Raw genomic sequence first — 25,728 nt, forward strand, 5'->3', positions numbered from 1 at the left:
GATACACTGTGGTGTACCCCCCCCGACGTGCCTGCGCGCTGAAGACTGGGTTGCACGTCGTTGCCGAAGAACAATCGCGGCTGGGCGATTGAAACAAAAGAGGATGGTGCATGAATCCTGAAGCTTTGATTGGAATGAGGCTGGGGACCTGCACGCTCCAGCGCTTGATCGGGCAGGGTGGTATGGGCGCGGTATTCCTGGCACAGCAGTCACGACCGCGCCGTCAGGTGGCTGTCAAGGTACTCTTTCCGATGGCCTCGCTGACACCTCATCAGCTGGCGGCCTTTCTAGAGCGTTTTCGACGCGAGACGGATGCAGCCGCTTCGCTGGAGCATCCCAATATTATGCCGGTCTATGAGTACGGGGAACAGCATGGCCTGGCCTATCTGGTCATGCCCTATATCAGCGGGGGGACACTGCGCGATGAAATGGAGCGCGAGGGCGCAATGGCCCTGCCCAAGGTACTCAATTATCTTGAGCAGTTGGCCGCTGCCCTTGATTTTGCCCATGAGCGGGGTGTAATTCACCGCGATGTCAAGCCGGCCAATATTCTGAAGACGCCCGAGGGGCGCCTGCTGCTGACTGATTTCGGCCTGGTGAAGATTATCTCTGAAGAGCGGGCGAACCAGGTACGTTTGACCGGGCCGGGTGCGCCAGTAGGCACCCCTGACTATATGTCTCCCGAGCAGGTCCTTGGGCAGCCGGTTGATGGGCGAGCCGATCTCTATTCGCTTGGGGTCATTCTCTATCAGATGGTGACTGGGGTGGCCCCCTTTAGAGGTGAGGCTCCGATGCAGATCGCAGCTCAGCATCTGCAGACTCCTCCCACCTCGCCGCGGGTTTTTCGCCCCGATCTGCCTGTGGCTGCTGAGCAGGTGATCCTGCGCGCACTGGCGAAAAATCCTGCTGATCGCTACTTTTCTGGCCAGGAGATGGCCTTAGCCTTCCGTCTGGCTTTGACTTCTGCCGGTATCAGTGTCGACACGGGGCAGAATCCTGCGATTGCGGCCCTGGGCCTCTCGGGGAAGTTTGCTGTTCCTGGCAGTGCTGGAGGGCTGTTTGACCCTCGCTGGACAGCGGCCAGTGCGCCTCAGCCGGCGCTGAATGTCGCTTCCAGGCCCCAGGCTCCCGCGGCCCAGGCGGAGGCCCAGCCGCGAGGAGGAGTAGCGGGGGAGCCGCCGGCGCCGGCTTTCCCAGCCCCTTCCCTGAAGCTCCCCACGGCTGAGCCTGCTCTGCCAACCGCGAAATTGCCGGTGACCAGCGGCGCTAGTCGGCGCGGTGGCCTCCTCTCTCGCACTGGGATGTTCCCCCGTGTGGGGGCCGGCGTTGCGCCAGAAACCGTAGCCGGTCAGGCCGGTCCGGTCACCAATGAGCAGCCTGCCGTTCTCTGGCAGGCAGAGGAACAGCAGCATAATTTCACTGATCCCTTGCCATCCGTCGCCCCCTCTATTGCCGGCACTGGTGTTGCTGGAGAGCGCGAGCAGCAGCCCGCGGATGTTCAGGGCGTTCAGCAGCTTGCGTCAACGCGCTCAACGACGACGGGGGCGCTGGCCCCGGTAGCTCAGCAAACCGCTACTTCTCCGCTGGTGAAATTAACTGGTCCGGTCAAGGTGGTCAAGGTCCCTGTGGCTGGTCAACCGGGTCGCTACGTCACTGGCCTGCTGCCTCTGACTGCCGCTGGAACGGGCCAGAGTAAGGGCGTGTCGCGGGGCGAGCGTCGTCGGGCGCGCATGATCGTGACGCTGATTGTGGCGGCGCTCATCCTGGTAGTAGGCTCTGGTCTCTTGCTATGGGGCCATCTGCATGCCGGCCAGAAAACGGGGCCACAGGTAACAGCAACACCGGGCTTGCAGACCACCGCGTCACCGATGGCTACGGCTGCTGGCGCAAGCGATGTGCTCTTCTCTGATCCGCTGTCGCAGAATATCCATGATTGGCCGACAACTCCTGCGGACACTTATGCCTTTAAGGATGGGGCCTATCATATTACTAACCATAGTCAGAAAGGTATCGCTGTCGTCCTGCAATCTGCGCCTTTCACTGGCCCGATTGGCTACAGCCTGACCATGCAGGAGGTGAAGGGCGACGATACCAATGTCAACAATTCCTTCGGCCTGATTCTGCGCTTCAGCCAGCAGACGCGCAGTGGTAAGACGGTGACGACTTTCTATAGCTTCGAAGTGCAGAACATCAAGGGGGGCGAGTACCGCTTCTATAAATATGATGATAGTCGCGGCCCTAATAATGCTTGGGGTACGCCGATCTGGCGCAAAAAGTTTGGTAGCGAGTTCCACCAGGGACAGGGGCCGAAGAATGTCAATACCTTGAAGGTCTTTGCCAATGGTTCTAGCTTTACCTTTATCGTCAATGGTAAGGTTGTAGGCCAGGCTAAAGATAGCTCGCTTCCATCGGGTACAGTCGGCATGCTGGTGAATCTGAACGGGACGGAGGTCGCTTTTAAAGATCTGTTGATTACGCGCAACTGACGCGGAGGCGAAGGAAGACGCTGAACGCGCAGGCGGTGGTTGGCCTAAGCCATTGTCATGAATAGGCTTGGAGACCGTCAGCCATACTGATGCTTTCGGCGCTCTTGGGAGGCTTGCTGCAGACAGAGGCAGGTGAGAACGCTTGTGTAAACGTCGCTCAAGAGCTGCCACTCTTCGTCAGAATTGAGCCAAGACGAGCAAGGTACTTTCTCACGAGAGGGAGGACAGCCGGGGATGCAATCATCTCAGAGTCAAGATCAGCCACGCCCAAGACGGAGCCTCTTCGATCCCTTCTGGCAACAGCAGGGTATCCAGGGTACTACTGATTTGCCTGCTACTCAGGCAGCGTCACAGCAGACACTGCCTGAAGAAGCAACGGGAAACAGCGTCATCCCTGGTCCGGGCGAGACTTCCGCTGGCACTGGGACGCTTGGTCCCCGCCCGATGCGCAAGCTTGGCCTTCTGAGCGCTGCTCGCCTCCAGGCTGAGGCCGATATGGCTAGCGGCTCTGCTGCGGGCGAGGCGCAGGTACCTCAAATGCCTTTCCCGGGCACAGGCCAGCTTTTTCAGCCTCAGATGCCCACTGCTAGCGTGACAGCTCCTTCTCCTTCCGCATCTGCCCCATGCTCGCCCTCAACTGCCGCAGGCTCTATGACGAACGCAGGGGCTGAGGCGCCCACAATGGCTTTGGAGAAAACAGCTCTCTTCTCAAGCCCGCAAGCAACAGGCAGCACTGCCCCTGCTCAAGGCCCTCAGACAACTGCGCCTCAGTCAGGAGCGACAGCGACACAGGCGATCTCAACGGCAGGTTCTTCAGACCCAGCGGATATTCAATTGCCCTTCCCTGGCGCAGCCCCTACCTCCTTTGTTGGCTTCTCGCCTAATGTTACACGCGTCCTCTCGCCATTGACCGGGCCGCTCCCAGGTGGCGTAACGAGCACCCTGCCACGCACAGCGACTGGCGCTCTGGGCCCCTCGCCCTTTGTCGAGGCAGGGGGGAATAAGAATACAGCGGCGTTGACAGGTGCTCTGCGCCTGGTGCAGATTCCTGTCGCTGGTCAGCCAGGTCGCTACGTGACCAGTATGCTGCCGGTCTTGACTGAGCCGGCCCCGTCTCCCCCCTCTCAAGGTGAGACAGCGCGGACAAGCCTCTCGCCAGCGTCACTCTGGAAACAGAAAAGAAATCTCTTACTTTTGCTGTGTGTCTTGCTCGTGGTACTGACCGGCTCAGGCGTGCTTGTCTTCGCCCGCCTGCATGCCAATCCGGCACCGCAGGCCAGGAAAGGTGCTGCCACCGCCGTGGTAGCCACGGGAACGGCAACGGTCAAAGGAACGCCGACGCCTGCGGTAGTGATGGAGGACCCGCTTGACCAGAACATTCACAACTGGCCCGTTGCCACCAGCGGCTCCCGCCTCTTCATCTTCAAGAACGGCGCCTATCACATCATTAACAATGATGATAATAACATGGCCGTGGCCATCTTGCCCGATGCGCCAGGGCCGTTGCTGAGCACCTCGCTGGCCTATACTCTCACGATGCAAGAAATCAAAGGAGATGATGGCTCGATCAATAACCAGTTTGGTATGATAATCCGCTACAGCCAGCAATCCAAGGGTGGAAAAGTAACAACCCAATTCTATGCTTTTGAAGTGCGCAACACGAGTGACGGAGAATACCAATTCTGGAAGTTCAATAGCGCTGCAGCCGAAGATGATCGCTGGACCAAGATCTGGTCGAAGAGCTTTGGTAAAGAGTACCACCAGGGACATGGATCAAAAGCGGTAAACACGATCAAGATTGTGGCCAGTGGCAAGAACTTCACCTTCTACGTCAATGGCAAGAAAGTGGGGACGGCTCAGGATGGCTCGATCCCCTCTGGCTCGCTTGGCTTGCTCGTGAACCTCAAAGGAACGGAGGTGGCTTTTTCCAATCTGCTCGTGACGACGCCTTGAGCTGATCGTTTTCTAGTAACGGGGAACGGTCGTAGTTTTCCTTTGGTTGAAATTGCCCACTCTTGGGCCTGTGGCTGGAGGCAGTATTTTGAGAACGGTCTTTGTCTGGCTGACGCTGATCATTACGGCTTTCCTGTTTTTGCTCAATCTCGGGCTTGTGATTATCTTTCGTAAGCGGAAAAAGACAGAAGTGCTGTCCTATATCGGGGCTGGCCTGATTGAGCTGGCTGTTTTCTGCGTGGTCCTCCTGTTCCATCTGGGTGTCTTGACCTCGATCCCCTTTCATTTGCCCCCCGGCCTGAGTTTCAATCGCGCCGAGATTGCCGCCGCGCTGGCCCTGGGGATCGGCCTATTCCCGGCGGCTTACTGGCATCGGGTATCTATGGCGCAGTTGCGTGCTCGCATGGAGCAGGATGCCCGCTTAATGAAGATGCGTAGCGATGGGGGCGTACGCATTAAGACCCCAGAGGAATGGATGACCTGAGTGAACCGGGCTGGCGCCTGGTCAGCACCTGGTCAGCAGGGCCTTCCTTGAGCCTGTGCTGCCTTGTTGTGCCGCCTTAGCCCCACTCATGATCTCCTCAAGTATTAGCAGCTCGCTGGCCGTCTGCTCGTTGCTTTACTGACCAGCAAAAGCAACGAGCAGAGGCATATTTTGCTGCTGGCTGCCTTGACTCAAACTTCCTCTCTACGGTGACCCGGGCTGGCCCTCCTTAAATGCGGCTGACCGTTGCACTACCTGCCCGTTACCAGGTTAGCTGAGCACCCTGGTGGCCCTGCAACAGGTCTGCTGAGTTATCTCTCTCTGTGTTCCCCTCGCTCGCTTACAGCCTCTATGTCCTTGGAGCTGGCTGCTCTGCCTGCGTCTTTCTTTAGCAAGAGGTTCCTTTTTACCTTGCTATTGTGGTTGTCCTTGACAAAGGTAACCTTTGCGTGTTATACATTATAGCAATTAGCTATAACTCTTGGAGGTAAGAGCATGTACCCTGAGCCTCAGCAGTATGCTGTAGCTAATCCGTTTGCCCAGGGAGCAGCGGAGCCACAGCAGGATCTGGCCATTGTGACTCGTGACCTTGTGCGTGTCTTTGGCCAGAAAGTGGCGGTCAATCACCTCAACCTGACAGTCAGACGAGGTGAATTCTTCGGTTTCCTGGGCCCCAATGGGGCCGGTAAATCGACCACCATCAAAATGATAGTTGGTTTGCTGCGTCCAACGGCGGGTCAAGTCTGGGTGGCTGGGGGTGATGTCTGGCGAGAGCCGTTGCAGGCCCGCCGCCTGATGGGGGTCTTGCCTGAGCAGCTCAATCTCTATGAGCGCTTGACTGGGCGCGAATTTTTGACCTTTACTGGCCATATGTATGAGTTGCCGAAAGCGGAAATTGAGCGCCGCTCTTATGACCTGCTGCGTGTCCTCTCGCTGGAGGCGGATGCTGACAAGCTCATTATTGACTACTCGGCAGGCATGCGTAAGAAGATCGCCCTGGCGGCGGCCTTGATCCACAATCCGCAGGTGCTTTTCCTGGATGAGCCCTTTGAGGGCATCGATCCGGTTAGCTCCAAGGTAATCCGTGACATTTTGCACGACCTGACACGACGTGGAACGACCATCTTCTTTTCTTCCCACATTATGGAGATAGTCGAGCGGCTCTGCTCACGAGTGGGTATCATCAATCAAGGGGTCCTCGTGGCAGAAGGCACCCTCCAGGAGCTGCGGGCCCGGGCTAGCGGTGCCGGCGATATGCCGCGAGATGCTACCCTTGAGGACATTTTCTTGAATGTGATCGGCGTGCGCAGCGAGGAGCACAATCTAAGCTGGCTTGAATGAAGAAGAGGAGGCCTCCATGCCATCTGACTCGTTCTCTGCTTCCGGCCAAAGGTCTGCTATCTTGGAAAGCCTGAAGCTGAATCCGCGAAAACTGCGCTGGCTCCTTTGGCTGCGTTGGAAAATTTTCACACGCGGCATCACTCGCAATGCGCGAAGCGCGTTTGCCTTTGCCTTCACGGTTGTTGTGCTCACGGCCTGCTGCGGCAGCACAGCCTTTGGCCTTGCCCTGGCTTCGCGCTTCATCATGCCACCCGGCAATGTTGAGCTGCTCTATGTGGTCCTGTCTGCTATTACTCTCTTTTGGATACTGCTGCCCGTGTTCCAGTATGGGCAGAATGAAGGCCTGGATGTCTTCAAGCTGTTTCAGTTTCCCCTAACCCGGGGAGAAATGATGGTCGGCCTCTTGATCTCTCAGCTTGTGGATGTGCCCACTTTCGGGCTGGTGCTCTGGCTGGTAGCGCTAATTGTGGGCTTCACTTTCTCTCCGGGACTATTGCTTCTGAATATCGTGGCTATGCTCATCTTTTTGGGGTTCGTGGTGAGCTGTAGCCAGCTTGTGGTGGTCCTGCTCTCCAGCGTCCTGCAGAACCGCCGCTTTCGTGACCTAATCTATATTGCGATTGTTATAGTCTTAGCAATCATTTATATTGCGCAACAGTTCTTATTGCGCGGTGTCTTTAGCCGGGGCTTCAGTAACGCTTTAGTGTGGCGTCACTATTCCCCTTACCTGGGCTGGTTGCCGCCGGGATGGATCGCCCATGCTATTGAGGCTGGATTAGAGGGTGAGTGGCTGGCTAGCCTGGGCTGGCTGCTGTTGACTCTGCTATTGACCCTGGTGATGCTCTACCTCTGGCAGAGGGTACTGGAGAGCACCCTCACGCGGCCTGAAGTAGGGGGACAGAGCCAGGCCCGGCAGGCGGTGCGCGCAACGGCTCCAGCTGTGGCAAGCTCGCTGCCGTCTGCTGCCACGGCGGCTCTCGGAGCCACTGCTAACCCGCCTCTCGCTCAGGACAGCCTCCCGTGGTTGAGGCGTTTCATTTCAGCCCAGACGCTCGCCATCGCTGCCAAGGATCTACGCTACTTCCGGCGCGATCCGCAATTGCTAGGGCTATTGATCATGCCTCTAGTTGTTGCCTGCGTAGCTTTAGTCGCTCCTTTTATCGGAAGAAATTCAATCGAAAGGGAAGGCTATCAATGGTTTTTACTTTTTTACCTGCCGTTTTTTGTCTTCATCTACCTATCTAGTATCTCTCTCAATGCATTGGGGCTGGAGCGCAAGCCACTGACGCTCCTATTCCTTTACCCAATCAAGCCAGAGCGCATCTTCTTTGGCAAGAATCTGGCGGCGGTTATACCTGGCCTGGTCGTCTTGCTGGTGATTCTCGTCTTTGAATGCGCTGTCTTCAACCTCTGGTCTTTCTCGCCCCTCTTCCTGGTGGCAGGACTGGCAGGCATGAGTGTTGTGCTCGGCTGGGGTAACCTTACCTCTGTCTTCTTCCCGATGCCCCTAATTCAGCGTGGCATGTTCTTGTCTTCGTCCGCTGGCTACAGCGGGGCTGGTTGCACAAGGGGATTAATCCAACTAGCGATGTTAGCCGTCATGCTCCTCTCACTGGCGCCGGTTATTCTCGCTATGCTGGTCCCACTCTGGCTCGGCGTAACCTGGCTCTGGATAGTAGTTGCCCCGGCCTCCTTGCTCTACGGCCTCGCTTTCTATCTGCTCCTTACGCGCCTGGTGGCCGCTCCGGCTCTCCTACGCCGTGGCCCGGAGATCCTTGAGATCGTGGTCCGTGAATAATCGTAAAGGCAAGCAACGGGTCCGGCAGGCGAAGAAAGCAAGAGGCGGGCGAGAAGGGAGGTTGTCCCCTCATCGGCTTTCTGAGCACCTGTGCAGCCCCGTCGATCGACGGGGCTGCACGATCCTTGCTCCTTTCCTGTCCTGCAGCGGTCACTCTTTACCATGCGCGGTCACATCCTTCGGCTTCTGGCGGTGGCTTAGACGCTGGCGCAGCCAGAAGAAGAGGACGGGAAGAATGATCACGAGAGCGAGCAGGATATAGAGAGCCATTGTCATGAGACGGTTGCTAGACTGCGCTGTTGCTGCCGTTGTGCCCAGGGCCGGAGGATAGAGGCCAGTAATGATGAAATGGGGAGAGCCACCCACATGGAAAGTCTGAACGATCTGGCGGGCTGGGATATCGAGCATGGCGACGTCGCCATTGGCCAGGGCCACAAAGCCAAACTGGCCATCGCTGGTGATCGCTACTGCCTGGGGGGCGGCACTGAGCGTAAAGCTATGGTCTGGTTCTGCCGGGGGAGGACTCCCCGGGATAATCGGCGCTAACACGTAGAGATGCCGACTCGCCTTATCTGGCACGTAAATATCGCCTGTGATGGCGTCATAGTCCATAGTACCGAAGTCCCCGCCGCGGAACAGCGTGGGGTAGATCTCACGTGTGCCCAGATTGACCGCAATGATCGTGTGCTGGCGCGTGCTGACGTAGGCGATAGAGCCGAGAGGAATAGTGATTGAGAGCGGTCCTTGGGGAACGGGCACCGTGGCGAGACGCTGACCAGAGGAGTTATAGACAGCCAGCGCCTGGCTCTCTGAAACCCAGAGCTGATTGCCTTTGCCGCCTGAGATGCCTGTGCCAACCACCGCCACCGCCAGCCCGGCGACGTTGCTCGCCGCGTGAAGCGTTCTTTGCACGGAGCAGTTCGTCGGGTCGAGCACGCTAATGAGCGGACTCTGGGGACCGGCGGCGTAGAGCAGATTAGCGCCCGGGTCGAAAGCAACGAAAGAAGGGGCCCCGGGCAGGTGAGCCGAACAGAGCACCTGCCCTGTCCGAGCCGCAAGCATGCTTACTGTTCCTGATCCGGGCTGGGTCACATACAGAAAACGCCCGTCCAGACTGAGATAGGCCATATGGGGATCACCCGCCAGGCGGATCGAAGCCTGGACCTGTTGCTTGACAATATCAATCACGCCGATGCCGTTGCCTCCCCCTACTACGTAGGCCAGGTTGGGTGCCCCGCCATCGGCTCTGGCCGGCTGCGGATCACCTGACCCGGCGCCAAAGACGAGACTCAGGACCATCAGCAGCGCCAGGAGCAGGGGCAGCAAGAAGGCCGCTCCTCGTCCAAGAAAAGACATCCGCATAGTGCCTGTTTCCTCACTTGACTTGGTGTCTTGCCTTGTGAGGCCAGCAAGGGCAGGCAAATCTTCTCTCTGTCTTGCTGGCTGGTTGGCTGGCCTGATGGCATTCAAGAGGCACTGGCTGGTGTCAGCGACTGCCAGTGCGCACCGTTCCCCTGGCCAGTGAGCACATAGACCGCTGTTGGGTAGGAGAGTGAGAGATAGAGCTGAAAAGGATCGAGCGGATCAACGGCCAGCTCGCTCAAGTTACCACGGATCGCAGGCAGGCCTGTCCAGCTCTGGCCGCCGTCGGTGCTGCGGTAAATAGAGGTGGCGGTTTTGCCATAGAGAATGTGCGGATTGCTGGGAGCCACAGCCAGAGAGGTCAAGAGAAAGAAAGAGCGTGTGCTCATACTGCGCGTGAAGGTGCGCCCTCCGTCGCGTGAAACATACATCCCGGCATCGCCGCTGGCATAGATTGGTTGATTAGGGCCAGCAGTGGTGGCATCAAAGATGCCGCCATTGATGCCCGTGATCAAGCGCCAATGGGCTCCCCCATCGCTGCTAAAGGCCATGCCCGCACTGCTATAGACTAACAGTTGCCCTGGCTTCCCGGGCAGAGGGAGCAGGCCACTGATCACACTGAAAGGCAGCGTCCCTGTCTCGCGGAAATGGCTTCCTCCATCGTGGCTGACGAGCAAGCCATGTGCCTGACGCTCTGAAAGGTAGATATACACCTCGTCAGGGCTATCATTCCCGGCGGCGGCCAGGAAAATGGTCGTGCTGGTCAAGCTGGCGCTGCTCGTCATCAGTTTCCAGGTGCGCCCCTGATCCTTGCTCATATAGAGGCCCGGTGTGCCGCGGGCGTTGCTCACGCTAGGATAAGTCAGCACGTAGAGACGCTGCGGGTCAAGCGGACTAACCGTCAACGAGTAAGTCATGAGGTCCTCCATAATTTGCCCACGACCACCTGCAACCTCCTGCCAGTGCTGACCTCCATCGTTAGAGCGAAAGAGGCCATAATGAGTAGCCAGCAACAAGACATGAGGAGACAAAGCCAGCAAGGAATGGACGTGATTGGCTGTGTTACCGAAGCCGTTGCTGGCCGGGATTGGTGTAGGAGTCGAAAGCATCGAGCCTGTCCCAGGGCCTGGCAGGGTGCAAGCTGACAGACCTCCTGGCAGCAGCGTTAACAACACCAGCGCTAATGAAATTGGCCAGGCTTTCCCCCAGAGGCGCCGCCCGGAGCCGCTTCCAGCGACCTTCCTCCGCCGCTGAAAGCGACCCCTATACCATCCAGCCAATGCTGCAGCCATCCTCATTGCTCCCCTCGCTAGAATGGAGTGAAGAACTTAATCTGCGTCTCGTGCAGCTTATTATCTGGAGTGCGAATCTGAATGCGCGCCAGCCAATCGCCGCTCATAGTGAGATCACCATGAGCGCTGAAGCTCCCATCGGCGGCTGGTTGCAAGTTCAGCACCTCAGTGCCCATATCCATATCGAGCATATTCAGATAGAGCGCTACCCCTACCTGCGTCGTAGGGCGCTGCGTTTGACGGTCGCTGACCTTAACAGTAAAAGTATTGGTCCCAAAGCGGTTGGGCGAGACCGTCAAGGTCACCGTGAAGCGCCCGTCGCTTGTCGTAGCACTGGTGGTCAAGGGCTTCGGCGCGGGTGTTGAACTAACGGTAGGAGCTGATGGCGTGCTTGCGGTGATAGGGGTCAACGTGCCGGCGAAGATATTCATCAGGCCGACGCAAACCAGCACTCCCACGCCAAGCAGCGGCTCCCAACGCAGCACCGTTGTCAGACGACTGGTGAGCCTGGTCAAACGCTTCTCACGGAGCTTGAGCTGACGTGTCCAGCGCTTCTGCCGGGCTTCTGGCTGGGCTTCTGCTGCCGACATAGCGGCAGTTGCCGCTGGTTGCGCCCTGGCCGAGCCCTGCTCCAAATGCTCAAGACAATAAGCATATTTACGATATTCCTTCTTCAAGCGCGGGCGCAGCACCAGCACGTGAAAAGCACTCGTCAAGAGCAAGGCGGCCACCAGCCCGACCTTGATCAACAAGGCACGCCCATAGGCCGTTGTAAGCAACTCCGCTGGCTCCGTCAAATGGAATGAAGCACTGAAAGGCCCTGTGATGGTCAGCAAGACTACACCAGCGATTGCCCAGGGGGAATAGTAAGGCAGCACTGTTGTCAGCGACTGAGCCCGGACTGACGGTGACTGCTGCTCCAAGAGGGGCAGATAGCAAGTCACGATATAGAACATGCCCCCGATCCAGAAGGCCGAGCCGAGCAGGTGCAGCCAATCAATCAAAACCGAGAAGAGAAAGACATTGCTGCTCACCGCGGCGGCGTGGCTGGAGAGCGTCATAGCCCCAAAGAGAGCCAGACCGAGCAAGAGATTGAGCCAGGCAGCGGCGCGCTCGATGAAGGCAGGACGCTGGCGAACCAAAAGCAGATAGAGCGCCAACACCAGCGCCAGGGTGATCACAACCTCGCGGGCGATCAAAAACGTACCAAAGCGACTGCTCCTGATCATGCTCAGCAGAAGTGAGGGAGCCAGGGCGCCGCTCCATTGGCCGTTGCTCAGAAAGAGGGCCTGACCGATGAGCACGCCCAAATTGGCCACCAGGAGCAATAGCAAAGTGGGTACGGAGAAGAGACGAGCAAAACGCAGAGGCATAGCCTGGATAATAGCGCCGGCCTCAGCACTCTCACCGTTCTCGTCAGCAGGCACCGCCTCCAATACAAAGAAGCGCCATAGCTGGGCTCCGACCCAGAAAATGGCTCCCAGCTCGCTCAAGGTCACGGCGAGCAAATTGAAAAGGCCGACGGCGTCGATCTGCCCTGTATAGAGACTGCTCGTGTTGCCGCCCCCGAGCAGATCCTGACCAGGAGGCGGCGCGTTGGCATTCAAGTGGGGAACCGCGCCGTTGGGCTCGACTATCGTGAACAGGAATGAACCGCGCAGGACATGCCCATCGACGTTAGAGACACTGCGCCAGACTACGACATAGACATCAGGGGGCAGATTGGCTTTTAAGCCAAGATCAAGCTCACGGGGATCGCTGGATGAGACATGAGCATCCCCTTTATCAACACGCTGATTATGGCTATTGACCACGGCAGCGCTACTCAGCGCTGCATTCAAATCCTCGCTGAACCACAGGCGTACCTGCGTCGGAGCGGACCGCAGGAGGGCATCCTGAGCTGGATCGGAGCGCAAAAGCACCGCGTGCGCCTCAGCCGTTCCGCGAAAGAATAGGAACAGCAGCAGCGCTACCAGGGCAGCCCCGATCACGAGCCGCCAGCGAACAGAGAGATGCGAACCCTTGCTTATTAGCATTGTTCTATCCTCGGCTGCGCGGGCATGGTCATTGCCTCGCTTTGCTTCCCCTTCTTCTCTGCTTCTACTCTATGGATACGCAAACACGGCGGGAAAGATCCTGGCCAAGACAGGGAAAAACAGGATATTCATGATCCCTGGTCATTCCCCATTGTCCGATGATTGCCATAGCGTGTCAAGAGACGGAAAAGCGTCGCTAAAGCGGCTCACTGTGAGGCGCAAAGCTGACGGGAAAGAAAGGAGGCTCGACGCCTGCGGCTCAGGTAAGCTATAATAATACTGTATGGCAGAGAGCACCAGCGATCTTGCAGAACTGGAAGCCCGATTACAGATTACCTTTCACGATCGACGATTGCTGGAGCGCGCGCTGACGCATCACTCCTGCTGTCCTGAAACAGCGATCCGAGACTCGTACGACACGCTGGAATTTCTAGGGGATGCGATCATCAGCGCCCACGTCGTTGAATATATCTATCGTAACTTTCCTGAAGCCTCCGAAGGAGAAATGACCTCCCTCAAGTCGGAGGTAGTCAGCCGGCGTGTGCTCTCGCGCATTGGGCGGCAGCTTGGTCTCTTTGAGTTCGTGCGCGTTGATACAGCCAGCCTCCGCACCTTCAATGAGCGCTCGCGCGATTCCCTGTGCACCGATGTGCTAGAGGCTCTGGTCGGCGCCATTCACATCGATCAGGGGCCAGAAGTGGCACGTGACTTTGTCGCCCGCTGGATTCTCCCGGTTGTCAAGGACGTACACAAGCAGCTCTTCAATAGCAACCCCAAAGGACGTCTTCAGAATATTGTCCTCCAGCGCTCCGGCTGTCTTCCTCGCTATCGTGTACTGGAGGAAGGTGGGAGCCGTAATGACCGTACCTTCACCGTTGGCGTCTTCGAACACGACCTCCTGCTTGGCGTCGGCACGGCTTCCAGCATCAAAGAGGCCGGGCGCTTAGCGGCCCTTGATGCTCTGCGTGCTCTCCAGCAAGAGAAGGCGCCCGAAACTCCCTCCTGAAACCGAAGCCTCCTCTAAGGGTCCAGCCCTGTCCGCGCGCGCATCCGGCTATCTGCTCTCCTCCCTCTCTCAAGGCGGCTACTATGCCTGCCAGGAGCCCTGGCTTGCAGGGACCAGCCTCCCATTGTAGAATGGAAGTGCTCTCATAAAATAAGCAGAAGGCCCGAGGCCCGAACCTTAAGGCCCCTGCTGACAGGTGGTGTGGTACAGATACACATGCTGATCTACCTCGGTCTGGAGGGCTGCTGATGCAAACGGATCGATCGCTGCTCAGCGGCTCAGCAGTGGAAAGAAGGGAGCAAAGTATAAAGAAGGAGCGCTGATCTGATCGGCTGGAATAGCAGGCGAGCTGGCTGGGGAGCTAACGAACGCGAGGTCCGCTTCGCTCCCGTCTGGCCGGTCCAAACACAGGTTTCAGCAAGGTTAGGTTAGACAAAGGAGTCACCTTATGGCTGCAACTCGTCCCATTCGCGTGTTGGTTGCCAAACCAGGACTGGATGGGCATGACCGTGGCGCGAAAGTGATCGCCCGTGCCCTGCGCGATGCGGGCATGGAAGTTATCTATACGGGCATTCGTCAAACACCAGAGATGATCGTCGAAGCCGCCATTCAGGAAGATGTCGACGCCATCCTCCTGAGCATCCTCTCCGGCGCCCACATGGCCCTGTTCCCTCGCATCATGGAGCTTTTGAAGCAGAACGGCGTCACCGATGTCCTCGTGGCTGCTGGAGGCATTCTGCCCGATGAGGACATCCCGGCCATCAAAGCGATGGGCATTAAGGGCTGTTTTGGCCCAGGAACCCCTATTGAACAGATCATCCAATTTGTACGTGACAATATCAATCCTGAGCGTCTCCAGGTAGAGGTGTAGGTGCGGCTTGCAAAACCAACATCAGAACCAACATCTGATCGAGCGTCTGCTCACTGGCGATCGGCGAGCCTTAGCGCGCATGGTGACCCTGATCGAAAATGGGGTACCTGGCGCGCGCGAATGCCTGGCTGAGCTTCACCGACATGCCGGACATGCTCACATCATTGGCGTCACGGGAGCCCCCGGCGTTGGGAAAAGCACCCTGGTCACGCAACTCACGCGTGAATTTCGCCGTCGCGAGCGGCGTGTGGCCGTGATCGCCGTCGATCCCACAAGCCCTTTCTCGGGTGGCGCGCTGCTCGGTGATCGCATTCGGATGATGGAGCTGGCGGGCGACCCGGGCGTCTTCATTCGCAGCATGGCCAGTCGTGGCAGCCTGGGCGGCCTCTCTGCGGCCACGCGCGATGTGGTGCGCGCGATGGATGCCGCTGGCTACGACCCGATCCTCATCGAGACTGTTGGTACAGGGCAGGCAGAGGTTGAGATCATGCGCGCGGCCCATAGCGTGATGGTGGTCTGTGCCCCGGGCCTTGGCGATGAGGTTCAGGCCCTCAAGGCTGGAATCTTAGAAATTGCCGACCTGTTTGTCGTCAGCAAGAAAGACAAACCGGGCGCCAACCAAACCGCCGCCGAGTTGGCCATGCTCTTGAGCCTGGCTCCCGACCGTCGTACGGCGGCCTGGCGCATCCCCATTGTGCTGACCAGTGCTCTCAAGGGCGAAGGAATTGATCAGCTCGTGGACGCCTTAGAGCGCCATCGCCGCTTTCTGCAGGAGAGTGGCCTGCTGCAACAGCGCGCTCAGCGCCAGATCCGGAGTGAGATCGAGGCCCTGATTGTGCAGAGGGTGCTCCAATCGCTCGACGAGCAGGTCAGCCCCGATGAGTGGCAGCATCTACTCAACGAGGTCAACCAGCGGGCGCGTGATCCCTATAGCGTGGCGCGCGAGCTAGAGGCCCGTCTGAGAATCTCTCGCTAAGCATCTCACTCAGGCGGCGGGCGGTGGTCACGGATAGGCCAGACGAATCAGGGCCTATCAGCAACCAGGAAAAGCGAGGAGAACTTCGATGGTCGTGATCGATCTACGTGGGCGTGATCTGGTACTGCTGCCGCCCCCCGACTGGGGTGCCTTGCCAACAGAGGAGCTCCTGCAGCACCTCTTTGGCCCTCACCTGCCGCGGCGAGTCGCGGCCCAGCTTGGACGCGATCGCCGCCAGGGCTTCTTGCGCACTTTACCTATCCATTTCTCCGCCGTCAAGCAGGCGCTGAGCCAGCAAGGAACTCCTTTTCAAGTCGCCTTCGACGAGCGTCCCACCCTGCCTTTTCTTCCGACTCCTGCCGTTGAAGCGCGCCCCTATCAACAAGAGGCCCTGGAACGCTGGCTAGCTGCCGAAGGGGCGGGCGTCGTCGTGCTGCCGACAGGAGCTGGCAAAACACTAGTAGCGGCCCTGGCCATCCATGCTCTGCGACTCTCAACCCTCATTGTGGTCCCCACCATCGATCTACTCCAACAGTGGCGGCTGGCCCTCGCCTCCATGCTTCAGCTTGCTCCGGCCACTATCGGCCTGTTTGGAGGAGGCGACAAGGACCTGCAGCCGATCACGGTCATCACCTATGACTCGGCGGCGCTCTATCCTCTGGAGCTGCGGCGCTTTGGTCTACTCATCTTCGACGAATGCCATCATCTCCCTGCCCCAACCTATCGTCAGATCGCTCTCAGCGCTTTTACTCCCTTCCGGCTGGGCCTCAGCGCTACTCCCGAGCGTAGCGACATGGCTCACCTGGAGCTAGAGGAACTCATCGGCCCCGAGGTTTACCGGCGCAGCCCGGCAGAGCTGACCGCAGGCCGCTACCTGGCCCAGTATCAGGAAGTGCGGGTAGAAGTAACGCTCCCGCCCGAGGAGCAGCAACGCTATAACGACCTGCGGGCGATCTACCTCTCCTTTCTGCGCCGCCGAAGGATCGCCATCCGCTCACCTGAAGATTTTCAGCAGAAACTCATCTTTCTCAGCGCACGCGATCAAGAGGCGCGCGCCGCCATGCTGGCCTGGCGAGAAGCGCGCGCTCTGGCCCTCAATGCGGCGGCCAAATACGAGCAGATCGAGCAACTGCTTAAGCGTCATGCCTGCGATCAAGTCATCCTCTTCTCTGAATACAACCAGGTTGTTGAAGAGATCAGCCGGCGCTTCTGTCTGCCCAGTATCACCTACAAGACCGCCGCCGAGGAGCGGCATCTCATTCTAGAGCGCTTCCGCCGCGGCCAATACAGCAAGCTGGTCACCGGAAGGGTACTCAACGAAGGGGTTGACCTGCCCAACTGCCGTATCGCCATTATTGTCAGCGGCAACAGTACCAAGCGGGAGTATATCCAACGTTTAGGGAGAGTTCTGCGACCCAAAGAAGGGCAGGCCCTCCTCTATGAACTCGTTACCGCTGGGACCACCGAAGAAGAGATCGCCCGCCGGCGACGTCAGTCATCCTGAGCGAGCGCCAGCAGCCCAACCCCATACCTTACTTACTTGATCTGCTTGCCTCGCCTGGCAGCTTCTGTCAACTCAGACCTTTTCCAAGGGGACCGCGGCCAGATATTGGCACTCGATATACGCCTGATACATGCCCGCTGAGCCCTGGTCGAGCGTGGGCTGATCATTGGGCGGAATCACTCGCCCAGTATATGAATCTGCCGCCGTCTTTTTCAACTGTAGCGCCAGATCGAGGGCGGCCTGGCTTCCCATTTGCTGCAGCGGCGTCTGCACCAGCTTGGCGCTATAGGTGCGCATATTCGCCACCCACTGGCGCAGATCGCTTAAGGCATTATTGATATGCTGGATATGTTGCAGCATAGTAGCATCGCGGCCAGCCACTTCCTGCAAGTGGCTGATCTCGCTGGCCATCATATCCAGATAGCCCGGCGTCGAAGGCGAAGAAATGAGGCCAATCGGGATCTGGAGCAGCGCCGGCTGATCGGCGGGCAGATCCCCGCTGCTGCGGGCATAGCTGGTACCATCAATCATCGTAATAATGCGATTAGCTTGACGCCAGGCCAGGCCGTAATCATGAGGACCTTGCAAATCATCGACGATGCTGCCAGCCTTCTCATTAATGGACTTGATGGTCTCAAACATCTCTACTGCGATACCGACTTTCTCGGGTAGCCCAGGGCCTTGATAAAGCAGATGCTGCAAGTAGGGGAGGGCTGCGCTGCTCAGATTACCCGCGTAGACCTTGGGACCAGCAGGCGTTTGAGGCTGCTGTTGACCATCCTCCAGGGTGATAAAGAAACCTCTGGCGACCGAGAGCAGATTAGTATGTTGGGCATCGCCTGGATAGAGCAAGGTTGCTTTGCCGTTGGCGCTCGGAAGCTTCCCGAGAGGAACAACACGCGAATCACTGGTTTGCATCCAGGCATAATAGGCCTGATTCGCTGCCGGTGCGGCCAAACCGGAGATCTCGATACGAAGTACATCGGCATGGCCTAGAGCATCGTCCTGGAAGAAGACGTAACCAGGAGGGCCCGGCGTTACCGCTGGCTTACTGCTTGGCTGGCTTTGATGAGGCCAGAGACTGGCGAAACTGGCACCTAAGATAATGATACAGAGAACGACCCCGCTAATGATGGCATAGCTGAGCGGGAACTCCTTGCCACGCCCTCGCACTGAGACAGCCGGCAGCACTGCTGTTGTAGCTGGTGGCAAGGCCGGGGCAGGGGGAACAGGCGGGAGAGACTGAGGAAGCCGGGCAGAAGCCGAGGCCGGTAGGGGCGTGCTGGGAGCCGTGCCACTCTCCGGCGTAACCACTGGTATGCGGCGCGTTGTCTGAGCTGTGGCAGCGGGCAGCGGACCGGAGACCGTGCCAGGTGGTTCCGCGAGGCCGTGTCCATCGCGCAAAAACTCATCGCCCAGCGAAAGCTGGCCTGTGGGCAGGGCTGCGCAGGCCTCCGCTACCGCCTCAGCCAGCGCGGAAGCACTGCGGAAGCGCGTCGCCGGGTCCTTAGCAATCGCCCGCAGAATCACCTCTGAAAGCCCAGGCGGGATGCTCGAATTAATCAAAATCGGCGGGGTTGGCAGCACATTAATATGCTGCATCATCAGCGCAACAGCACTCTCACTGCGGAACGGCTGCACCCCGGTGCACAACTCGTACAAAATGACGCCCAGAGAGTAGATATCGCTGCGTTCAGTGGGGGGTTGACCGCGAGCCTGCTCGGGCGAGATGTAGAGCGCGCTCTGCAAGCTGCTCGTGCCTTTGAAAAGCGTGGCAAGACCAAAATCAGTAATGCGCGGCTCACCGATCTTACTATGCAAAGCATGACGCTGGTCCAGCAGAATATTGGAAGGCTTCAAGCCACCGTGAATAATTCCCTGCTGGTGCGCGTAGTCTAGAGCCGCGCCGAGCGCCTTAAAGAGATACACCAGCGCAGAGATAGGAGGAAAGAGGCCCTTACGCAGCGTATGCTGAATATAATCGGCCAGTGTCTCCCCCTCCACGTACTCCATTGCCATACAAGCCGTCGTGCTGTTCGTCTCCGGTAGCCGCAGTACCTCGAAGCCGAGCAGCGAGACAATGTTAGGATGGTGCAGGGCGCTCAGGAGCTGGCCAGCTTGCTGGAAACGCGCCAGGAAATTGGGATCGGCCTGCAAATCACTGTGAAACAGCTTGAGCGCCACCACCTGGTTGCGCTCAAGGTCGTAGGCCATCCAGACCTCGCCCAGGCTGCCACTGCCCAATTGCTGCTGCAATCCATATTTGCCAATGCGGCGCGGGATGGTGCTCATAGCAACCCCCCTCTGTTCAGGATGGTGGTCGTCCTACAACAATGTGTATGCTCTCTCCCTTACCTTACATAGAACACGGTTGAAACCGCCCCTTTTTGTGAGGACAGCGCGGCGCCCCTTACCCGCTTCATCGGAGCACCTGAGGGCGAGAGTTGCCGCCCGCCAGCCCCATGCCCATCCATTGCCTTCCCGTGAGTACTATACCAGATGTAGGACAACCATGCAATGAGATCATACCAATGTCTCTGGGTCAGCTTCTTTACAACCTTCAAGACAATACTTTTCTTATTAAAAGATATTCTAAATATTAGAATAGCATTTTTCGTAACATCTCTTTAGAGAAAGCATCCCCAGTTACGTCCTCTTCTATAGAGGGGAATGAGGCAAAGGTCCCCCCATTGGCCTGAGCCTCTCGCCTGCTAACGAGCCAGTGTGCGGCGGCGAGGTCACTGCTAGGCAGTGCCGCTTGTTTGCGATATAATGCCTCTGTCCGTTAGAGAACGACGGGGGCGAGAAGTCAGGGAGATCGTGTGTGCGTCTCAGTCTACAGGATGTGAAGAAGCAAGTCTACCGTCGTGGCGGCGAGCGCTATCTAGCCTTACACTGGCTGCGGCCTGGTGAGCTGCAGGCCGAAATCACGTGTTTGCTGGACTACTATGAAAAGCTGCTCGGGCAGCCGCGGCGTATCTTTTCCCTGGATGAAGCGCGTGCCTGTATTGGTGACTACCGACTGGCTGATAGTCTGATCACGGTTCTCGGAGACTGGTACACCTGGGAGCAGCCAGCCTGGACCGAGGAGGTGAGTCACCTGGCTGCCGGTGAGCAAGCAAGTCTGGCCCTTCAACAGGCGGGGATCTCCTCCTCTGTTCAGCTCCGTCTGGCGCTCTTCGACTATGTCAACAGCAGCTACGATGGCTTTCTGGCGCGTAGCGAGCGCGCGGCGGCCCTGGCGGCCTTCGCGACGCGTTTCTCTCTCTCGCTCTCCGAGCTAGAGCGGCTACTGATCCTGGACAGCGAGGATGAAGCTCGTCTAGTACGGCTCAGTGAAAGCGTTCCCCAACCAGTGGCGATCATTGCCCACTACAATCAAGCCATCTTTGAGGCGGCCCTTAGCAGCGCAGCTCGTGTCACCTTTCTCCTCGACAGTCAAGCGCTCCGCGCTGACCAGCAGGCAGGTATCGGGGCCGTGGTCAAGCGCTTCTGCTATCTGGCGCGCCGTCTCGGCGTCTATTATGATCTCGACTATGCGGATAATCTAGCGGATGAGCCTCGGCCTCTCTCCGAGCGAGAACACCCCCGGCGTCTGCGCTTAACCTGCTATGGTCCCCAAGAAATGACGGGGCTGCCCCAACAGTATGGGCAACGGCTGGCGCGCCTCTGTCGCTGGCTTCTGGAATATGCACCGCGCTCAGGCTCTGGGGCCGCTGCACGTCGGAGAGAATACAGCCGCGGTAGCGGCGAGAGACTGCGCAGGGCCATCGTGACTGCGGAAGCTCTCGTCTATCTGGGAGAGCGGGCCTATCATTTACCTTTCGATGCCACCCTTCTCTCTTTGCTGACCGTGCCAGAGGAGGCCGCGACTCCCCTCACGACTGACCAGGCCGGGCAGGGCGAGGATCTCTTTGACAGCCAACTTGAAAGCGCTTTTGCTGCCGCCTTCCAGGCCCTTGAGCGTGGCTCTGGCCAGGGATTAGAGGGCTGGCATCTGGAGCGTGAACCCGAGCCGCTCCTGTTGCAGGAAGGAATCTTTATTCCTGATTTTGCCCTTTCAAGAGAACAACAGCGCATCTATGTTGAGATCCTGGGTTTCTGGACGGCTGCTTACCGGGAACGGAAAATACAAAAGTTACTGCAGTTACAGGGACGTAGCGATATCATCCTGCTTGTACCGCGCGAGGCACGTGCGGCCTTCGCCTCCCTGGAGGGGATCTTTCCCATCGTGTGCTACGATGAGCAGGTGGCCCTTGGTGATCTCCTGCACCTCCTTCGCAGCCGGTACGATGACTTTGCCGCACGTCTGGCCCTCCTCGATCGCGAGGCCATACGACGGCAGGTTCGTCAGGAGGGATTTATGGCCGAGCGCGATTGCTACAGCCTGCTGCATTGCTATCGCCGGGCTGAACTAGAACGGGCAGCCACCTTGATCACTGATCAAAGCATCCGCTTTCTCCCCGGCGTTGGTCTCTATACGCAGGAGTGGTTCGAACGCTTCACCTCCTCGTTCGTAGAGTGGGTAGAAGGACGGGGGCCAACGGCCTGGGGTGCAGTGGCGGCTGAGCTACGTCGGCGGTGGCCATGTCTGGCGGCCTCTGATGATGCGGCTCTGGAGGCTCTGCTTGAGCAAATTAACGGAGTGCGCATTGAGCACGGCTCTATCTTTGAGGCGCAACTCACCTATGGAGGTGAAATGGCAGGAGCGCCCGATGAGACCAGAGCCGCCAACGAGCAGGGCGAGCTGTCGACAGTCGCGGCCCCAGCAACCCAGCGAGCCGGACGCGAGCAGAAAGCTCGTCCCAACTCAGGACCGCGCCCTGAGAAAGAGCGCCGTCCGTCCACGCCTCCGCAAGCAGCTCAGCCTGATCTCTGGGCTTGAACAGAGAGCAGCAGCGGCAGCGGCGCCACTAAGCCTGTTCTTCTTTGCTCGGTGGATAGTAAAATACCAAAGAAAAAGAGCTTAAGGATAGAGAATGGACGTCAATGAGCTTCTAGGCGTGACACTTGGCACATGTACACTAGAGCGGATCATTGGACGTGGCGGCATGGGAGCTGTTTTCCTGGCTCAACAATCGCGGCCCGTGCGCACAGTCGCCGTCAAAGTCTTGATTCCTTCCCTGAGCTACGACCCCGAGGAGCAGCGCAATTTTCTCGAACGCTTTCGGCGCGAAGCCGACACTGTTGCGCGCCTAGAACATAAAAATATTCTTCCTATCTATGAATATGATGAGGCTCTTGTTGGTAATGAGCGCCTGGCCTATCTAGTTATGCCCTACATGCGTGGGGGAACGCTGCGCGATCGCATCGATGAGATGAAGCGCGAGGGACGGCACTTTGACCTGCGCATCATTGTGAGCTACATAAGTCAGCTTGCTGACGCGCTCAACTACGCTCATAGCTTCGGGATAGTCCATCGCGATGTCAAACCTGCGAATCTCCTCTTTCACCTGGATGGGCGCTTACTTTTGAGCGACTTTGGCATTGTGCGCCTGGAGACCTTGCCGGCATTGACGGCTATTGGCGACTTCCTTGGCACCGTTGAGTATGCCTCACCTGAACAAGTCAGCACCAGCGACGTCGACCATCGCTCTGATATCTATTCAATGGGGGTCGTGCTTTACGAACTCTTAACGGGAGAGGTACCCTTTACTGGTACCACACCCTTTATTGTCATGAACAAACACCTGAGTGAGCCAGTGCCTTCGCCACGCCAGAAGCGTCCCGATCTGCCGCCAGCCGTTGAGGACGTTGTCCTCAAAGCGCTGGCCAAGCGGCCTGAAGATCGCTATCAGAGTGCACTGGAGCTGGCTGCAGCTCTGCGCAGCGCCGTGCTAGGGGCTTTGCCTGCGCCAGCTTCGGGCGTCCTGCGCATCAGTGGCAACGCTGACAACAGCGATCTAACCGTTGCCGAGCCGGTGCGGGAGGCCGTAAGCGAGGCCGTAGGAGCCGGACAAACTGGCAGAGCCGGGCATGGTGGCCCTGGCGGCCATGCCGCCTGGCAACAAGGGCCGCGGGCCTGGGAGTGGCCTTCACAGCGTCAGGCCCAGGAACAGCTTGTGTCGTCCGTTTCGCCGGACGAAGAGACCGAGCCTGCACCAGTTTTCCATGAGGGGCGTCGTCTCTTCTACTACAGCCTGATCCTGATCGCTCTGGTGGCTCAGTTTCCAGTTCTGGCCCTGCTCTATGCCCTCAGCAGTGGCAAAGGAGTGCTGCTGGCTGATCTCGGGGTCTTACTGGCCACAGGCGTCAATCTGCTGGCCCTCGCCGCTCAAGGATTCTGCGGAGTCACGCGCACTGCGCTGCGCAACGTCAGCGGAGCGATCTACCGCACAAGCGCAGCCTCTCTCGTGGCCCTGGCGGGTGCTACCCTCCTGATCGGCCTGGCCGACGCCGCAGCCCCCTGGTTACCGCTGCTCGCCTATACATTGCTGTTAGGGAGCAATATCTACGCTGTGCGCCAGCTTGGTCAGATTGATGTCGCTCATGACCAGGTTGAAAGCGCACCAGTCCACTGGCGTGCGGCTGTCGAAGCTGCTCTGACCGGACTGCTCCCCCTGACCATTATCCTGATCTTAACACTGGCCACTTCGGCTCAGCATCTCTTTCCCGCTCATTTGCTCAACATGCTTGGCTTACTACTTATCGCGCTTGTCGCGGCGCCGACGCCAGGGGCGGTGGTCGCCATCGAGACCCGCAAGCTCTCCGTCGCCTCCTTCATACGTACCAGCGCCTGCGCTGGCCTCTTCATGTTTGTAACTGCCTTCCTATTCACCTGTGCCTGGGGATTACTTTTCGCCAGACAGAGCTGGTTCTTTGCCCAGTTCAGCCCCCCGTGGATCGCTCTGCTCCTCTGGGCAGGTCTGCTGGCTCTCATCGGCTCTTTGCGTGGCTTGCTGGATGCCTATCTCTATCTGCGCATCACCCAACGCCACCACTAGCGAGCGGCACAGGCGCCTAGCCATCGCTCATTTGCATGGCCAGCCCCCAACATCGAAAAGCGTAGCTTGACGAGAACAGCTTTCTAGGGTATACTGTCCCTCACAAACTAGAACAAATTTTCTAGTAATCGTCCCAAGAGCCTAGCGCAAGAAAGGAAGCAGGTGACAGCTTGAACCGGAGCCATCTTCAACAAGCAGCGGAGGCCCCCTCTCGGCGTCAATGCTCGCCCAGCGCAGCGGAAGAACTACTAAGCACGAGCGAAGAAGAAGGGCAAGAGGACGAAGAGTACTGGGCAGAGGTGCGGCCTACGAGCGTAGTGCGTCGCTATCAGGCCTTGGCCGATGTCAGGACTGAGGTAGGACGAGCGCGAGCCGATGCGCTGCCGGAGAGCAGCGTCCTCGGTCCACGGCGGAGTAGTCTGCGGCGTCAGAGCGAAGGAGGAACGCCAGTACCTCCACGTCGCCGTGCCAGTGAACGTCAGTCTTTAGTGGATGCGGGAAGCACAGGGCGAGAGCGGGAGCGCTACACTGACGAGCCACTCCGGGCATCTCAGCGGGCAGGCAGACGCTATCACTGGCTCCTGTGGCTGGGACTATGCTGGCTTGTAATGGTTGTCGGTTGGGTCGTCCTGAGCGCGCTGACAGGGTGGTGGCAGACCACCCTTGATGACTGGCGCTATGGGCGTCCCCGGACTTTCCAGATTGATGCTGTGGTGGGTCACAGCGATTCTCCTGCCAACCCAAGTCATTTCATTGCTCTCAACCTCAATCGCCATGTGGAGATCGTTGAGTTGCCCGGAGGCGATGCTACTAAAGCCCGTATCTATGTGGGGCCGGTGTTGGTCGGCCCAGGCCAGGATCTGACTCCTGTAACGCTCAGCTTCCAGGATGTGAACGGCGATGGCAGGCCCGATATGGTCGTGACGATCGAGGACAGTCACTTTTTCTTTCTCAATGAGAACGGTTCCTTCCGTCCGGCTCGACCTGGTGAGCCAATCAGATATTCATCTTCTTGAACCAGGCTACCTCTCGCCGGGAGAGAGCTGGCACCTCTCCCCCGGCCCGGAAGACTGCCAATCCGGCGGTGCGGCGCTGCGTAACCGCACTGGCCTCTATCACAAAACGTGTGAGCTTAGTTGTCCTGCTCCTGCCGGCCAGCTACCCCGACTGCTTGCAGTGCCTCTGACTGAGAGCGCAGATGCTGTAAAATCTGGAATTGGGGCACTGCACTGGCTTCCGCGGCAGACGAGACGTGGCGGGCACGCCCTTCAGTCTCTCCCTGGCTGGGCGATTCCGGACGCAATGCAAGAATAGCGAAAATGATTATCCATGAAATGAGTAGTATCAAAAGTGTCCAATATATAATAGTCTGACTTAGAGCAATAGCGAGACCGCTCATGGGCACATCCCTTACAAATTTATATATGCTGGCAATGTCGTAGACGATAACCGAACGACAGGTTAACGATGGCTGGACCAAGGTACCGCTCTGATTGTTGGCTCCGCGCGTTGAGGGTCTCAAAAGGGCAAAGGAGCGCTGGCCTCCCTCTGCCTGCTCGTGTGATTTCGTCTCCCTTCTGGCTGATCGCCGATGAAGAAGCAACCGACCGTACAGACTCCCCAAGGTTTACAAACGTATCCTGCTCAAAAAAGTTACGTTGGAGGAAGGCATTTT

16 protein-coding genes are annotated in these 25,728 nt (G+C 58.2%); 12 read left to right on the top strand and 4 right to left on the bottom strand.

Annotation, left to right across the window (positions count from 1 at the left end; translation table 11 throughout):
• Window positions 1-110 precede the first annotated feature (110 nt).
• The 5 genes from AC6H1L_RS13945 (at window position 111) to AC6H1L_RS13965 (ending at window position 8,062) form a co-directional block, all read left to right on the top strand.
• Window positions 111-2,486 (top strand): serine/threonine protein kinase, encoded by a 2,376-nt coding sequence (locus AC6H1L_RS13945; protein WP_497598096.1) that lies wholly within the window; start codon window positions 111-113, stop codon window positions 2,484-2,486.
• A 234-nt stretch (window positions 2,487-2,720) separates the two neighbouring features.
• Window positions 2,721-4,439, top strand: coding sequence for a hypothetical protein (locus tag AC6H1L_RS13950; protein ID WP_497598097.1), 1,719 nt, complete (start codon window positions 2,721-2,723; stop codon window positions 4,437-4,439).
• An 88-nt stretch (window positions 4,440-4,527) separates the two neighbouring features.
• Window positions 4,528-4,923, top strand: a complete 396-nt coding sequence (locus tag AC6H1L_RS13955) for a hypothetical protein (protein WP_497598098.1) — start codon at window positions 4,528-4,530, stop codon at window positions 4,921-4,923.
• A gap of 495 nt (window positions 4,924-5,418) precedes the next feature.
• The gene (locus AC6H1L_RS13960; RefSeq protein ID WP_497598099.1) at window positions 5,419-6,264 is read left to right on the top strand and encodes an ABC transporter ATP-binding protein; all 846 of its coding nucleotides are present in this window, start codon (window positions 5,419-5,421) and stop codon (window positions 6,262-6,264) included.
• A 16-nt stretch (window positions 6,265-6,280) separates the two neighbouring features.
• Complete coding sequence (locus AC6H1L_RS13965; protein ID WP_497598100.1) at window positions 6,281-8,062, top strand: hypothetical protein; 1,782 nt, start codon at window positions 6,281-6,283, stop codon at window positions 8,060-8,062.
• Between the two features lie 150 nt (window positions 8,063-8,212).
• Here the strand turns inward: AC6H1L_RS13965 and AC6H1L_RS13970 are convergent, their stop codons facing one another.
• The 3 genes from AC6H1L_RS13970 to AC6H1L_RS13980 form a co-directional block, all read right to left on the bottom strand.
• Window positions 8,213-9,424, bottom strand: coding sequence for a YncE family protein (locus tag AC6H1L_RS13970; RefSeq protein WP_497598101.1), 1,212 nt, complete (start codon window positions 9,422-9,424; stop codon window positions 8,213-8,215).
• Between the two features lie 104 nt (window positions 9,425-9,528).
• A complete protein-coding gene (locus AC6H1L_RS13975; protein WP_497598102.1) occupies window positions 9,529-10,533 on the bottom strand; it encodes a WD40/YVTN/BNR-like repeat-containing protein in 1,005 nt (334 codons plus the stop codon).
• 200 nt (window positions 10,534-10,733) lie between these two features.
• Complete coding sequence (locus tag AC6H1L_RS13980) at window positions 10,734-12,752, bottom strand: copper resistance CopC/CopD family protein (protein WP_497598103.1); 2,019 nt, start codon at window positions 12,750-12,752, stop codon at window positions 10,734-10,736.
• A 283-nt stretch (window positions 12,753-13,035) separates the two neighbouring features.
• Between AC6H1L_RS13980 and rnc the strand changes: the two genes are divergently transcribed.
• The 4 genes from rnc to AC6H1L_RS14000 all read left to right on the top strand — a co-directional run bounded on the left by rnc (window position 13,036) and on the right by AC6H1L_RS14000 (window position 17,109).
• Window positions 13,036-13,758 (top strand): ribonuclease III, encoded by a 723-nt coding sequence (gene rnc / locus AC6H1L_RS13985; protein WP_497598104.1) that lies wholly within the window; start codon window positions 13,036-13,038, stop codon window positions 13,756-13,758.
• 448 nt (window positions 13,759-14,206) lie between these two features.
• Window positions 14,207-14,629 carry a cobalamin B12-binding domain-containing protein gene (locus AC6H1L_RS13990; RefSeq protein WP_497598105.1) on the top strand — a complete coding sequence of 141 codons (423 nt, stop codon included), beginning with the start codon at window positions 14,207-14,209 and terminating at the stop codon, window positions 14,627-14,629.
• A 7-nt stretch (window positions 14,630-14,636) separates the two neighbouring features.
• Complete coding sequence (meaB, locus tag AC6H1L_RS13995; protein ID WP_497598106.1) at window positions 14,637-15,605, top strand: methylmalonyl Co-A mutase-associated GTPase MeaB; 969 nt, start codon at window positions 14,637-14,639, stop codon at window positions 15,603-15,605.
• Between the two features lie 88 nt (window positions 15,606-15,693).
• Window positions 15,694-17,109, top strand: coding sequence for a DEAD/DEAH box helicase (locus tag AC6H1L_RS14000; protein ID WP_497598107.1), 1,416 nt, complete (start codon window positions 15,694-15,696; stop codon window positions 17,107-17,109).
• Window positions 17,110-17,181: 72 nt separating this feature from the next.
• Here the strand turns inward: AC6H1L_RS14000 and AC6H1L_RS14005 are convergent, their stop codons facing one another.
• On the bottom strand, window positions 17,182-19,401 hold the full coding sequence (locus tag AC6H1L_RS14005) for a serine/threonine protein kinase (RefSeq protein WP_497598108.1): 2,220 nt from the start codon (window positions 19,399-19,401) through the stop codon (window positions 17,182-17,184).
• A 532-nt stretch (window positions 19,402-19,933) separates the two neighbouring features.
• Between AC6H1L_RS14005 and AC6H1L_RS14010 the strand changes: the two genes are divergently transcribed.
• The 3 genes from AC6H1L_RS14010 to AC6H1L_RS14020 all read left to right on the top strand — a co-directional run bounded on the left by AC6H1L_RS14010 (window position 19,934) and on the right by AC6H1L_RS14020 (window position 25,069).
• The gene (locus tag AC6H1L_RS14010; RefSeq protein ID WP_497598109.1) at window positions 19,934-21,994 is read left to right on the top strand and encodes a DUF790 family protein; all 2,061 of its coding nucleotides are present in this window, start codon (window positions 19,934-19,936) and stop codon (window positions 21,992-21,994) included.
• Between the two features lie 94 nt (window positions 21,995-22,088).
• Window positions 22,089-24,053, top strand: a complete 1,965-nt coding sequence (locus AC6H1L_RS14015; RefSeq protein WP_497598110.1) for a serine/threonine-protein kinase — start codon at window positions 22,089-22,091, stop codon at window positions 24,051-24,053.
• A 170-nt stretch (window positions 24,054-24,223) separates the two neighbouring features.
• Entirely contained in the window at window positions 24,224-25,069 is an 846-nt protein-coding gene (locus AC6H1L_RS14020; protein WP_497598111.1) for an FG-GAP repeat domain-containing protein, read from the top strand.
• Window positions 25,070-25,728: the final 659 nt, after the last annotated feature.

This window comes from Thermogemmatispora argillosa, assembly GCF_059696725.1.

Excerpts from the sequence above, each read along its gene's own strand:
- AC6H1L_RS14015 (WP_497598110.1), top strand. The coding sequence starts at position 22,089 with ATGGACGTCAATGAGCTTCTAGGCGTGACACTTGGCACATGTACACTA.
- AC6H1L_RS14005 (WP_497598108.1), bottom strand. The coding sequence starts at position 19,401 with ATGAGCACCATCCCGCGCCGCATTGGCAAATATGGATTGCAGCAGCAA.
- AC6H1L_RS13980 (WP_497598103.1), bottom strand. The coding sequence starts at position 12,752 with ATGCTAATAAGCAAGGGTTCGCATCTCTCTGTTCGCTGGCGGCTCGTG.
- AC6H1L_RS13950 (WP_497598097.1), top strand. The coding sequence starts at position 2,721 with ATGCAATCATCTCAGAGTCAAGATCAGCCACGCCCAAGACGGAGCCTC.
- AC6H1L_RS13965 (WP_497598100.1), top strand. The coding sequence starts at position 6,281 with ATGCCATCTGACTCGTTCTCTGCTTCCGGCCAAAGGTCTGCTATCTTG.
- AC6H1L_RS13990 (WP_497598105.1), top strand. The coding sequence starts at position 14,207 with ATGGCTGCAACTCGTCCCATTCGCGTGTTGGTTGCCAAACCAGGACTG.
- AC6H1L_RS13970 (WP_497598101.1), bottom strand. The coding sequence starts at position 9,424 with ATGCGGATGTCTTTTCTTGGACGAGGAGCGGCCTTCTTGCTGCCCCTG.
- AC6H1L_RS13975 (WP_497598102.1), bottom strand. The coding sequence starts at position 10,533 with ATGCTTTCGACTCCTACACCAATCCCGGCCAGCAACGGCTTCGGTAAC.
- AC6H1L_RS13945 (WP_497598096.1), top strand. The coding sequence starts at position 111 with ATGAATCCTGAAGCTTTGATTGGAATGAGGCTGGGGACCTGCACGCTC.
- AC6H1L_RS14000 (WP_497598107.1), top strand. The coding sequence starts at position 15,694 with ATGGTCGTGATCGATCTACGTGGGCGTGATCTGGTACTGCTGCCGCCC.
- rnc (WP_497598104.1), top strand. The coding sequence starts at position 13,036 with ATGGCAGAGAGCACCAGCGATCTTGCAGAACTGGAAGCCCGATTACAG.
- AC6H1L_RS13960 (WP_497598099.1), top strand. The coding sequence starts at position 5,419 with ATGTACCCTGAGCCTCAGCAGTATGCTGTAGCTAATCCGTTTGCCCAG.